Source organism: Prevotella heparinolytica (genome assembly GCF_002998535.1).
Taxonomy (GTDB): Bacteria; Bacteroidota; Bacteroidia; order Bacteroidales; family Bacteroidaceae; genus Bacteroides; species Bacteroides heparinolyticus.
Genome location: NZ_CP027234.1, coordinates 3,433,596 through 3,446,341 on the forward strand (window position 1 = coordinate 3,433,596; position 12,746 = coordinate 3,446,341).

Sequence of the window (12,746 nt, forward strand, 5' to 3'; positions counted from 1 at the left end):
TATCTATAGAAATTACGTAAGCATCTTCAGTGGACGGTAAATCCCAAATCTTTACAAAGATTTCCATGCCTCCGGCAGACAAGCAACCACATCGCCCGTTGTCATCCCCATCACTCCACGTTTGCTGCGCGCCACATCTCCGGCCAGTCCGTGCACGTAAGCACCCAAGCGGGTGGCAGTTTCGGCCTCATATCCTTGCGCCAGCAAAGCCAGCAGCACTCCCGTCAGCACATCTCCGCACCCTCCTGTAGCCATTCCCGGATTTCCCGTAATGTTGAAGCTGCATTTTCCCAAAGGGGTAATAACAGCAGAATAAGCACCTTTCAGAATGATATGCACCCCGGCAGTTTCGGCCAGTTCACGCGCCTTCATCAACCGTTCGTAGGAGTTCTGACATTTGCCCACCAGACGTTCCAACTCTTTGGGATGCGGCGTAAGGATGCTGCCCTTCGGCAATCGGGCTATGTAACTGCGGTTTCTGCCCAGAATATTCAACGCGTCGGCATCTACTACCATAGGAGTCTGACAAGATTCAATCAGCTCAAGCAGAGCCTTTTCAGTCTCCGCCGACTGCCCCAGTCCCGGCCCTACGCCCACAGCCTGATAATCGTCCGTATCAGTGGGAGAGGCAAAACATGTATCGCTCACGTCCAACTCGGTCATGGCTTCGGGTACAGCAGTCTGCACAATGAGCTGATTGCAAAACGGCACATGCAACGTCAGCAATCCTACACCCGAACGCAGACAAGCCTGTGCTGCCAGAACCGAAGCTCCTGCCATTCCCTGCGAACCGGCAATCAGCAAGGCATGCCCGAAGTTTCCTTTATGAGCAAAGCGGCTACGAGGCTTCAGCAATCCGGACATCGCTTCGCTTTCTGCCAGATAATAGTCCGTCTCCATCTTCTCCATGCCTTCTTTGTCAAGCCCTATGTCCAGCAGTTGCCACTCGCCTACAAAAGGTTCGTTCTCCGCAAAAAAGAAAGCCAGCTTAGGCAATTGCAAGCTCAAGGTCAAATCGGCACGGATGATATTAGATTGCACATTATAGCTGTTGTCCTCTCCCATCAGTCCCGATGGGATATCAATGGCCGCCACCGTGGCGGGTGAAGCGTTGATGTACTTCACCACTGCGGCAAAGCCGCCGCTAAGCGCTTTGTTCAGCCCGCTGCCAAACAGGCCGTCTATAACCACATGACCGGCTGTCAGCATAGGCGGAACAAATTCGCTGGTGATTTCATGAAAAACGACTCCCGGTACCTCTTTCAATCTATCCCGATTCGTCTTACAATCCGAAGAAAGCGAGCCTTTCGTATTGAACAGATAGACCTCCGGCCTAAATCCTTTTTCAGCCAAAAGCCGGGACACAGCCAGTGCATCGCCTCCGTTATTGCCCGGTCCGGCAAAGACAGTAAATGGTGTGTCGGCATCCCAACGCTCTGCAATGGCTTCGGCCAATGCTTGCGAAGCACGCTCCATCAAGTCGATGGAAGAAATCGGTTCATGCTCTATGGTATATGCATCCAACTGCTTGATGCTTGCGGTAGGAAAAATCTTCATGATACATTATTATATATATGATTGTAAAGCAAAGGTAGGGTGAATAGTTAGAAAAAGCAAAAGAAGGGATAATGAAAGATGAATAGTTACAACGGAAATCTTTGAAAAAGTGCAAAGAGTCAAAAAGGTGTTCACCTTATTTTCTTACCAAGGGAATCGTTACGAGCACAATTCTCAATATATTCTTTAGCTATCGCTTTCATTCGCAACGTTCTTGTTCCCACTTTCTTTTCCTGAAAATTCAATAAAGTCGTCGCTTCCCTACATGCCGCAACCGTATCCATGCAATTTACATACAACTGAAACAACTTATATCTCGGCATCATACGCGTAAGAATCATATAAGCTGCTTGCCTATAACATTGTTCTGCTTCAGCAACAGCACTCTTCCGTTCAAAGCAATCGCCCATATCGCAATACAGTCCACAAGAGGGTATCAACTCTGCCGTTGCCCGTAATATTTCTTCCACCTTGTCGTCCGGAAGATTCAGGGCAGCATATCGGGCATAAGCATTCATAAAAAGCGGATTAAAGCGAAACCGGCAATAATGCTTGTCCAAAAAATCCCGTGCCCTTTGATGAAGTTCACTCTCTTGTTCATAACGCAGATTTCGCATGGCAACCCTACAATCGTCATACGCCTTGAATGACCATAAAGACACCCCACCAACCACGAAAAGCACGGACAGAAAAAGAGCTGCTTTTACTGTTCTCCCAACATGCATCCGACCGATTTCCTTCGTCCTCATCATTCCCCACAAAGCGACACACAGCAACATCAACGGAAACATGGCAGACGGATATGAAAATAGAGCGAAAATTCCTAAAGATAATATAGCCGACTTACATATAAAAGACAGCCTATCATCCGACCTATAAGTCGTCAAAATATATAACGCCAGAAGAATCAATAACAAACCGGCAACACCCTGTTCTGTCATTATATAAAGATATTCATTGTAAGGGCACGATACATCATCGGCCAGCATACGGGCAGGAGCATCCGGATGCCGCTCAAAATATGCAGCCTGCGAAAGCATATAGCCTGATTGCCAACCACCGGCACCATGTCCGAAAAGTGGTTTCTCACAAATCATATCCGCTGTAACATACCATATCAAAAGCCGTCCGTCCGCAGAATCTTTCTTATAAAGATAAACAGCATACAAAAAAACTGCGCCACATAACACTGCAAGTCCTTTTGTCATACAAAGACGAAAAGAGTTACATCTCCTCACCTTTTCAAATCCAATAAACCTACAAAAAACAACAGACAAGCATCCGACAATGGCCGCCAACCAACTCGCACGCGAATCGGACAGCACCAGTCCGCACAAAATAATCAACGAAACACCACCTTCAATAAATGCCCAAAAGCGATTCTTTCTATTATAATGCCACGCCAACAGTCCGATACTGACAGTAAAACACACAGACAACATTCCGCCCAATTCTGCCGGATGTCCGAAAGTTCCCGTCACACTGAAATATACATTCTCATTATCCAGTATATACATCTTTTGCATAACAACGACCACTGTTTCCATCACTCCCCCCAAAAGAGCTATTACAAGTAAAGGATAATGAAGTTTTGAAAAGTTCCGCATACATATATACACGATAAGAAACGTTCCATATTGCCATAACGACAATACATCGACAGGGCTCTTTCTATTCAAGACGAAACACAGCAAACAGGCTATGAACAACAAATCGGTTGTTCGTACTACAATGGTTTGTTTTATCTGTGGGGCGCACTTCATAAGTCTTTATATCCTATTTTGAGTATCTAAAAAATAGTCGTACAAAAGTTTACCGGTTCTCCCTATATCGTAGAAACGAGTATCATTGCCCGATAATACATCGCACCGATAAGCATACCCGTTCTCCTGAAACGTTTTGGTCTCGACATAGTAATTAGTCTGCGCCGCTGTATAAACGGCACAGAAAAACAGCATAAAAGAAACAATTGTAGTTTTCATAATCTGTTTCCTCATACAAGACCAAATCTATATCGCCGCTATTCTTTAAATCGATGCATCCAAGATCTCATCAAATGATTCAATCTTTTCCCGTCTTTAGTGGGAGTAAACCATATTTGTTGCTTTAATTCGACTTCTATCTTACGGTAAACGGAGAGAGGGATAGTGGCAAAAGAACTGACAGTTGTAAAATCAAAAGCCACTTCAACCACCTTTCCTGTTTCCGGACTGATATACATACATATACTGACACATTCTGTTCCCATACGTCGTTTTTGTTCCGCAGTAAAGGCATTATTGACAATGGAAAGGCTTTTCGGTCTCGTCCAGGTTTCCTCCACTACATCATCGAAATCGAAGCCAAATCCCGGAACTTCTTTGGTATCTTTGAATATTTGCCGGACATAGACTAAGTTATTCTCTTTGTTATATAACCTTACTCTTTTCCCAGTCAACACGTCACACTGATAAGTATATCCGTTCTCCTGAAACGTTTTGGTCTCGGTATAGTAATTGGTCTGTGCCGCAGTATAAGCAGTACAGAAAAACAGCATAAAAGAAACAATTGTTGTTTTCATAATTCGTTTCACCATATAAGACCAAATCTATAACAATACTATTCTTTAAACCGATGCATCCAAAACCTCATCAAATAATTCAACCTTTTCCCGTCTTTAGTGGGAGTAAACCATATTTGTTGCTTTAATTCGACTTCTATCTTCCGATAAACAGAGAGTGGAATTGTGGCAAAAGGACTAAATGTTGCAAGAGTAAAATCGACCTCAACCACCTTTCCCGTTTCCGGACTGATATACATACATATACCGACACTTTGTGTTCCCATACGTTGTTTTTGTTCCGGAGTAAACGCATTATTGACAATGGATAGACTTTTCGGTTTCGTCCAAGTTTCCTCCACTACATCATCAAAATCGAATCCAAATCCCGGAACTTCTTTGGTATCTTTGAATATTTGCCGGATATAGACTAAGTTATTCTCTTTGTTATACAATTTTACAAGTCCATGTGAAACGTCACACTGGTAAGTATATCCATTCTCCTTAAAGGTTTTGGTCTCGGTATAGTAATTGGTCTGTGCCGCTGTATAAACGGCACAGAAAAACAGCATAAAAGAAACAATTGTTGTTTTCATAATCTGTTTCCTCATACAAAACCAAATCTATAACGATGCTATTCATTAAAACTATGCATCCAAAACCTCATCAAAAAATTCAACTTTTTCCCGTCTTTAGTGGGGGTAAACCATATTTGCTGCTTTAGCTCCACTTCTATCTTACGATAGACAGAGAGTGGAATTGTGGCAAAAGGGCTAACTGTACTGAGATGAAACTCTACTTCAATAACCTTACCTGTTTCCGGACTTATATACATACATATTCCTACACTCCTGTTTTTCATCCTCAACTTTTGATCAGCAGTAAACGCATTGTTTACAATAGAAAAACTTTTCGGCCTTGTCCAAGTTTCCTCTACCACGTCGTCAAAATCAAATCCGAATCCAGGCACTTCTTTAGTATCCTTAAAGATTTGGTCTACATAAGTCAGTTTATTCTCTTTATTGTAAAGACGAACATCATTGCCCGGCAATACATCACACTGATAGACATACCCACTCTCTTTAAAAGTTTTGGTCTCGGTATAGTAATTGGTCTGTGCCGCTGTATAAACAGCACAAAAGAACAGTAAAAAAGAAAAAAGCGTTGTTTTCATAATCAGTTTCCTCATACAAGACCAAAGCTATATCGCCGCTATTCTTTAAACCGATGCCTCCAATATCTCATCAAATGATTCAATCTTTTCCCGTCTTTGGTGGGAGTGAACCAAATTTGTTGCTTTAGCTCCACTTCTATCTTGCGATAGACAGAGAGTGGAATTGTGGCAAAAGGACTGACAGTTGTAAAATGAAAAGCCACTTCAACCACCTTTCCTGTTTCCGGACTGATGTACATACATATACCGACACTTTCTGTTCCCATACGTTGTTTTTGTTCCGCAGTAAAAGCATTATTGACAATGGAAAGGCTTTTCGGTCTCGTCCAGGTTTCCTCCACTACATCATCAAAATCGAAGCCAAATCCCGGAACTTCTTTGGTATCTTTGAATATTTGCCGGACATAGACTAAGTTATTCTCTTTGTTATATAACCTTACTCTTTTCCCAGTCAACACGTCACACTGATAAGTATATCCGTTCTCCTGAAACGTTTTGGTCTCGGTATAGTAATTGGTCTGTGCCGCTGTATAAACGGCACAGAAGATTAGTAGAAAAGAAATAATTGTAGTTTTCATAATCAGCAGTCTTTAGATATTTTTTGTAAAGAAGTAAAATTCTCAATTCCGGATTTATCATAATCAAAAAGAAGAGTGGAATATGCACTTATAGCCTCAATAGCACTTTTTGCTGTGTACACTTGGGTCAATAGGAGATCATCTGTACGGTTAGGCCGCAAATTTCCTTTGGCATCAACCATATCTTCTAAACCTGCAATAACCATCCCCACATCTGTATTTGTATATTGCTTCTCCCACTTACTTCCCGGATATTCCTTTAACTTCCTCACATATTGGTACTGTGCATATCTTGCTTCAATCTCCTTATTTATCAGAGAAGCTTTATACGAAGCTTCCGTTTCCTGATAAGCCTGAAAGGCATGCATCATTTCGTGAAACAGCTGGTTGCTCTCCATGTCGGTGGTGAGCTTGATGCCTGCCGTATTCCCATCGAAGTTAAAACTTGAGCCCTCTTTGGGAGCGACAAACTGAATGGTCAAGGTTTTTCCACCCAAGTGCTCTTTAAGCCCCTCGTACAAATGCTCTCCTAAACAGTCATTGGTAATTTTGTCAAGCATCCTTTCTATAACATCCCAATTCAGCTCCGTCATCTTAGAGTTGCGGAATATGGCTCTGGCTCTTGGAGCACCGCCTGAAACACCGTTTTCCCCTCCGGTGTACCCTCCGCCACTTCCCGAATCACCAGTTCCATCCCCATCCGGTTTAGGGTCCGGTTCGGGATATTCATGATAAGGAGGTTCTTCTTCAGGAGCAGACGGATTATACTCTCCTTCTATTTCCACCTCATCTAACCATACACCATCCGGTTTTCCATCTCCGTCATAATCATAAAGTACCACGTCATACTTCGGATCCCAAAAGAAACCCAACCCCCAGTCTATGTAGTCTCCATTCTTATAATCCCAGTCATCGTTGCCCTCATAACGAGTTACGGCTCCTACTTTGAAGCCCCGTTGCAGCTCCATGTGTTCCAGCATGCGTATTATCCGCATAAGACCTCTGCCGTATTCCTTTTTGTTTTTTTGCAGAGCCTAAAAATACTCCTTGCTGCTTTTGCCCTTTATTATACTTGTTCACCCGAATAATACTCCCCTCCAGCGTTGTATAAATCTTCAGACCTGAAAAATCGCCCATCTCGCCATCATTGTTGAACCGTTTGGACACATCGCCCGGATGAGCCTTGGCATAGTCATTCGCAGCAATGAAGAATACGACATAATTGCCAAGTTTACCCGTTTTCCGATCCTTGACCACCACCAGTTTATGGTAACATTTCACGAAGCTTTCTTCTCCCGTTTGTGGGTCTGTCTGTATCACCCGATAACAATAGGTGGAATTCTCAATGGGTACGTCAACACTGCAAATCGAAGATGCTCCGGTAGGAACACCCTTGTTCCACTTCGGAATAATATCTCCCAAACTCCACATCAACGGTTGTTCTACCCTATCGGCAGAACGTGTTGCCGTCCTCATCACTTCTTTCTCAAAAAAATCCCGAGCCTCATCTACCGACAAATCGGACGGTTCTTTCTGAATGAAATCATCATCCCAATCATAAGAGCAAGCTCCGAAGCATAGGACAATCAGCAAGCACACACCTGCCTTGCAAAAACAAAAGGTCTTCTTCATAAGCATGTTTTTAAGTTTAACATTGATAAATCTCAGACAAAGAATATTTGCATTGATTATCAGGCACAAAAATAGAATAAATCTCCATACTTCCAATGAAATTGACGAGAAAAATTAAAGGAGGGTAAAATCGTTTTGTTGCCCATGACCGTTTTCATCAAGTGTCCGGTCCTTGCGCAGCAACTACGCACGAACTTACAGCCGACTGCTTGTCAACTCCGAGCCGGCTCGGAGTTGACAAGCAATTCAGAAACCGCCCCAAAAGAGCATAACATACAGTATATCAACAGATTTACCCTCTTTATTCCTTACGCGCGCGAGAGAGAAGAGAAGAAAAGAGAAGAAAATATCTCCCCCATACCCCCTCCTCGTTGGAGGTGGAGAAGGCGGAGAAACAGCACAGCTTATACGCCGTAACATGGGGGCGGAGCAAAGCTAAGACGCGGGCTTACAAATGGTGAAGTGTGGGCTTACGGGCAACAAGATGTGAGCTTACGGACAGTAAAGTGTGGAGAAACAAGAGATTCTTCTTTTTTTTGATTTGTAAGGTCAATGCGTAGTAATAATGAAAAAGAGAAAGGTTTTCGGCATCTTCTGTGAATTTGACGAGAAAAGTAAAGGAGAGTAGAATAAAAATTGTATTTTTGCGGCAACTTTTTAAAAACATCCCATCTTATGGATACCATACAGATAAAAGACAAAAGGTTCTCCGTCTCTATCAAAGAGCAGGACATTCTGAGAGAAGTGACACGCGTGGCAAACGAAATAAACCGGGACTTGGCCGGAAAGAACCCGCTGTTCGTCAGCGTGCTCAACGGTTCGTTCATGTTTACTTCCGACTTGATGAAACGCATCACCATTCCCTGCGAAATATCGTTCGTAAAACTGGCTTCTTACCAAGGGCTGTCCTCTACCGGAGTAATCAAGGAAGTGATAGGCATCAACGAAGACCTCACAGACCGCACGGTGGTCATCGTGGAAGACATCGTGGATACGGGGCTTACCATGCAACGCCTGCTGGAAACGCTCGGCACCCGTAAACCAAAGGAAATCCATATCGCTTCCCTGCTGGTGAAACCCGAAAAGCTGAAAGTGGACTTGAACATTGAATACGTAGCCATGAACATCCCGAACGACTTTATAGTGGGCTATGGGTTAGACTATGACGGATTCGGACGTAACTACCCTGACATTTATACGGTAATGGAATAACCACAAAGAAAGAATCATAACTCAATAAATCGTAACTCAAAAAGATGTTGAACATTGTAATTTTCGGTGCCCCCGGCTCAGGCAAGGGAACACAAAGCGAGAGAATAGTAGAGAAGTATGGCATCAACCACATTTCTACCGGAGATGTGCTCCGTGCGGAAATCAAGAACGGAACAGAACTCGGAAAGACAGCCAAAGGCTACATCGACCAAGGCCAACTGATTCCCGACTCTTTGATGATTGATATTCTGGCAAGTGTATTCGACAGTTTCAAGGACAGCAAAGGGGTTATTTTTGATGGCTTCCCCAGAACCATTGCACAAGCAGAAGCATTGAAAGTGATGCTGAGAGAGAGAGGACAGGAAGTGAGTGTCATGCTCGACCTCGAAGTGCCGGAAGATGAGCTGATGGTTCGTCTAATCAAACGCGGAAAAGATTCCGGCCGTGCAGATGACAACGAAGAAACCATCAAGAAACGCTTGAATGTTTATCACTCACAGACAGCCCCTCTGATTGATTGGTACAAAGCGGAAGGCCAATACCGGCACATCAAGGGGTTGGGCACTATGGAAGACATCTTTGCCGATATCTGCAAGGAGATTGACGCCGTGGCCGGTAAGTAACAATCCGGGATTCAAGCAATCTTCCGACAAACTAATTATTTTCCTAATTTCTTTAATAATAATATGGCTGAATCAAATTTTGTTGACTACGTAAAGATATACTGTCGTTCCGGCAAAGGCGGGAGAGGCTCCACACACATGCGGCGCGCAAAATACGTGCCTAACGGAGGGCCTGACGGAGGTGACGGAGGACGAGGAGGTCATATCATTCTTCGTGGCAACCGCAATTACTGGACGCTGCTTCACCTGCGCTACGACCGTCACATCATGGCCGGACATGGTGAATCGGGTTCCAAGAATTGCAGTACCGGCAAGGACGGCGCAGACAAGGTGATTGAAGTGCCCTGCGGAACCGTTGTCTATAACGCTGAAACAGGAGAATACCTCTGCGATGTGACCGAACATGGGCAAGAAGTCATTCTGCTGAAAGGCGGACGCGGCGGACAAGGCAACAACCACTTCAAAACCGCCACACGGCAAGCTCCCCGCTTCGCACAGCCGGGCGAACCGATGCAGGAAATGACAGTTATCATGGAATTGAAGCTGCTGGCCGATGTCGGTCTGGTAGGTTTCCCCAATGCCGGAAAATCCACCTTGCTTGCCGCATTGTCTTCAGCAAAGCCCAAGATAGCCAATTACCCTTTCACCACAATGGAGCCCAATCTGGGTATCGTGTCCTATCGCGAAGGAAAGTCTTTCGTCATGGCTGATATTCCGGGTATCATCGAAGGAGCCAGTCAAGGTCGTGGATTGGGATTACGTTTCCTGCGCCACATCGAACGTAACTCATTGTTGCTCTTCATGGTGCCGGCCGACAGCGACGACATCCGCAAAGAGTATGAGATTCTGCTGAACGAATTGAAAAATTTCAATCCCGAAATGTTAGACAAGCAACGGGTGCTGGCCATCACAAAATGCGACATGCTGGATCAGGAACTGATGGACGAGATAGAACCCACGCTTCCTGAAAACATTCCGCATATATTCATCTCCGCCATATCGGGCATGGGCATCTCTGTGCTGAAAGATATCCTTTGGGAAGAACTGAACAAGGAGAGCAACCGGATAGGAGGCAAAATAGAAAGCATCGCCCACCGTGCAAAAGACCTCAGCCACCTGAAGGAAGAACTGAAAGAAGAGGGAGAAGACATCGACATCGAATATATCGAAGATGCAGAGGAGATAGAAGACCTCGAAGACTTTGAATATGAAGAAGATTGGGAGGAAGAGGACAAATGATTCCTCTCACCGAAGATAGAAAAATGTTGGGATATGAGGTGCTTGCCTCCTATCCCGACATTTCTTGTTTTGTAACCACCCGTCACGGAGGATGCAGCCGTGGGAATTATGCCTCTTTCAACTGTACGCCTTATACCGGCGACGATGCCGCATGTGTCCGCAAGAATCAAGAAATACTGTGTGAAGGATTACCTCAACGCCCGAAAGAACTTATTATCCCTTATCAAACACATGGAACAGCATCGCTTGTGATAGACAAAGCTTTCTTGAAATCTACCGCCGAAGAACGCCATGCCGCATTGCAAGGTATTGACGCATTGATTACCGGCGAAGCGGGTTGCTGCATCTGCATTTCCACAGCAGACTGCATCCCTATCCTGCTCTACGATCGGAAACACAAGATAGTGGCAGCTGTCCATGCCGGCTGGAGAGGAACAGCGAACCATATCCTGCACCGCACCTTTGATAAAATGCAGACCCTTTTCCATACTGACGGAAAAGACATCATTGCCTGCATAGGTCCCGGCATCTCACTCCCTGCGTTCGAGGTAGGTGATGAGGTATATGAAGCATTCAGGGAGAATGATTTCCCCATGGACTATATCTCGGAGTGGAAGCCCGAAACACATAAATATCATATCGACCTGTGGGCTGCCAACCATCTGCAACTGCTTGACCTCGGCATACCTTCCGCACAAGTGGAAACTGCCGGCATTTGTACCTTTACCCGACATGAAGATTTTTTCTCGGCACGACGGCTGGGCATCAAGTCCGGACGTATATTGTCGGGAATCATGATAAAAAAATGACTTATGTATAAGATTACCGTATCAGAAGAAATAAGACGTGGCTGCCCCATTTTCAGAGGTGCAGCCGTATATGCGGAAGTAACCAATACTGCATTCAGCGAAGGGCTGTGGAAGGAAATCGACGCCTTCACTCAGGAATTGAGAAAGAATGAAACGGCAGACAGTATCAAATCCCAACCTGTCATTGCCGCTACCCGTGAAGCCTACAAACGTTGTGGCAAAGATCCCAGTCGCTATCGTCCTTCGGCCGAGGCTTTGCGCCGGCGTCTGCTGCGTGGCTTGGACCTTTATCAGATTGATACGCTGGTAGATTTAATCAATCTTGTATCTCTCCGCACCGGCTATTCCATCGGTGGTTTCGATGCCGATAAAATACAAGGCACCGAACTTGAACTCGGAATCGGTCATGCCGACGAACCGTTTGAAGGTATCGGACGCGGAACCTTGAATATCGAAGGATTGCCCGTATACAGAGACTTGATTGGAGGTATCGGCACACCGACCAGTGACCATGAGCGTACAAAAATGGACTTGGGAACTCGCCACATACTTGCCATCATCAATGGTTACAGTGGTTCTGACGGCCTGCTGGAAGCCGCAGAAATGACACAAGATTTGCTACGAAAGTATGCAGCTTCCAATGGAGGCAGCATACGATATTTTTTGTAAGAAGAAAGATTCCGATCATGCAATTATTTCCAGTCCTTATCATATTGTCCTCCCTCTTCATTGTTCCGCCACAAGAACAAAAGCCGGCATTCAGCCAAATGGAAATCAATCATATACGTGTTGCAACGCCCGGCCTGTTCTCTCACGGCAAATACCATGAAATTCATCTGGACAGCTTGTCCGATGAAGACTATTCGTTTCCGCTACTCAACGGAAAAGTAATTTCGCCTTATGGCCGCAACAGAAGCAGACATGCCGGTGTGGACATCAAGACTCATGCCAAGGACACCATTCGCGCCGCATTCGCAGGTGTAGTGCGTATGTCCAAGCCATATAGCGCCTATGGAAATGTAATCGTCATACGCCACAGCACCGGGTTAGAGACGGTTTACAGCCACCAATTCAAAAACTTCGTAAAGAGCGGCGACATAGTAAAAGCCGGACAACCCATTGGCCTGACCGGGCGCACGGGACGTGCCAGCACGGAGCATCTGCATTTCGAAACCCGCATCAACGGGCAGCACTTCAATCCGAACATCATTTTCGACTTACAAGAGCGGGCACTACGCCGCGAATGCATCCGTTGCACTAAAAACGGGAACAGCATCACAGTAAAACCAATGCGAAAAAAATAGCAATTGGAACAGCATGACTATCCGAACGTTTCACTACATTTGCAAAACGTTTCATTTTAACAACGAATTGAAGATTAAA

The 12,746-nt window shown here is 45.0% G+C and carries 15 protein-coding genes; 6 read left to right on the plus strand and 9 right to left on the minus strand.

Annotated features, from left to right (window positions below):
* Nucleotides 1-51: 51 nt before the first annotated feature.
* From C3V43_RS13890 to C3V43_RS13930, 9 genes are all read right to left on the minus strand, one after another.
* A complete protein-coding gene (locus C3V43_RS13890; protein WP_106070260.1) occupies nucleotides 52-1,557 on the minus strand; it encodes an NAD(P)H-hydrate dehydratase in 1,506 nt (501 codons plus the stop codon).
* A gap of 131 nt (nucleotides 1,558-1,688) precedes the next feature.
* On the minus strand, nucleotides 1,689-3,083 hold the full coding sequence (locus C3V43_RS13895; RefSeq protein ID WP_164996256.1) for an O-antigen ligase family protein: 1,395 nt from the start codon (nucleotides 3,081-3,083) through the stop codon (nucleotides 1,689-1,691).
* Between the two features lie 243 nt (nucleotides 3,084-3,326).
* Nucleotides 3,327-3,539, minus strand: a complete 213-nt coding sequence (locus C3V43_RS13900) for a DUF5043 domain-containing protein (protein ID WP_164996257.1) — start codon at nucleotides 3,537-3,539, stop codon at nucleotides 3,327-3,329.
* A 38-nt stretch (nucleotides 3,540-3,577) separates the two neighbouring features.
* Nucleotides 3,578-4,117: a DUF5043 domain-containing protein gene (locus C3V43_RS13905; RefSeq protein ID WP_106070619.1), complete on the minus strand. Its 540-nt coding sequence runs from the start codon at nucleotides 4,115-4,117 to the stop codon at nucleotides 3,578-3,580.
* A 38-nt stretch (nucleotides 4,118-4,155) separates the two neighbouring features.
* The gene (locus C3V43_RS13910) at nucleotides 4,156-4,692 is read right to left on the minus strand and encodes a DUF5043 domain-containing protein (RefSeq protein WP_106070620.1); all 537 of its coding nucleotides are present in this window, start codon (nucleotides 4,690-4,692) and stop codon (nucleotides 4,156-4,158) included.
* Between the two features lie 38 nt (nucleotides 4,693-4,730).
* On the minus strand, nucleotides 4,731-5,270 hold the full coding sequence (locus C3V43_RS13915; protein ID WP_106070621.1) for a DUF5043 domain-containing protein: 540 nt from the start codon (nucleotides 5,268-5,270) through the stop codon (nucleotides 4,731-4,733).
* 38 nt (nucleotides 5,271-5,308) lie between these two features.
* Complete coding sequence (locus C3V43_RS13920; protein WP_106070263.1) at nucleotides 5,309-5,848, minus strand: DUF5043 domain-containing protein; 540 nt, start codon at nucleotides 5,846-5,848, stop codon at nucleotides 5,309-5,311.
* Nucleotides 5,849-5,850: 2 nt separating this feature from the next.
* Nucleotides 5,851-6,843: a hypothetical protein gene (locus C3V43_RS13925; RefSeq protein WP_164996258.1), complete on the minus strand. Its 993-nt coding sequence runs from the start codon at nucleotides 6,841-6,843 to the stop codon at nucleotides 5,851-5,853.
* Nucleotides 6,770-7,480 carry a hypothetical protein gene (locus C3V43_RS13930; protein WP_129588770.1) on the minus strand — a complete coding sequence of 237 codons (711 nt, stop codon included), beginning with the start codon at nucleotides 7,478-7,480 and terminating at the stop codon, nucleotides 6,770-6,772. Before C3V43_RS13930 ends, C3V43_RS13925 begins: the two co-directional genes overlap by 74 nt.
* A gap of 675 nt (nucleotides 7,481-8,155) precedes the next feature.
* On the opposite strand from C3V43_RS13930, the gene hpt reads away from it, so the two are divergent.
* From hpt to C3V43_RS13965, 6 genes are all read left to right on the plus strand, one after another.
* Nucleotides 8,156-8,692: a hypoxanthine phosphoribosyltransferase gene (hpt, locus tag C3V43_RS13940; protein ID WP_106070267.1), complete on the plus strand. Its 537-nt coding sequence runs from the start codon at nucleotides 8,156-8,158 to the stop codon at nucleotides 8,690-8,692.
* Nucleotides 8,693-8,736: 44 nt separating this feature from the next.
* Nucleotides 8,737-9,315, plus strand: coding sequence for an adenylate kinase (locus C3V43_RS13945; protein ID WP_106070268.1), 579 nt, complete (start codon nucleotides 8,737-8,739; stop codon nucleotides 9,313-9,315).
* 63 nt (nucleotides 9,316-9,378) lie between these two features.
* Nucleotides 9,379-10,554, plus strand: coding sequence for a GTPase ObgE (gene obgE / locus C3V43_RS13950; protein WP_106070269.1), 1,176 nt, complete (start codon nucleotides 9,379-9,381; stop codon nucleotides 10,552-10,554).
* The gene (gene pgeF / locus C3V43_RS13955) at nucleotides 10,551-11,363 is read left to right on the plus strand and encodes a peptidoglycan editing factor PgeF (protein ID WP_106070270.1); all 813 of its coding nucleotides are present in this window, start codon (nucleotides 10,551-10,553) and stop codon (nucleotides 11,361-11,363) included. The genes obgE and pgeF overlap by 4 nt, the downstream gene beginning before the upstream one ends.
* Nucleotides 11,364-11,366: 3 nt before the next feature.
* Nucleotides 11,367-12,032 carry a B3/B4 domain-containing protein gene (locus tag C3V43_RS13960; RefSeq protein WP_106070271.1) on the plus strand — a complete coding sequence of 222 codons (666 nt, stop codon included), beginning with the start codon at nucleotides 11,367-11,369 and terminating at the stop codon, nucleotides 12,030-12,032.
* 17 nt (nucleotides 12,033-12,049) lie between these two features.
* A complete protein-coding gene (locus tag C3V43_RS13965; RefSeq protein ID WP_106070272.1) occupies nucleotides 12,050-12,667 on the plus strand; it encodes a M23 family metallopeptidase in 618 nt (205 codons plus the stop codon).
* Nucleotides 12,668-12,746: the final 79 nt, after the last annotated feature.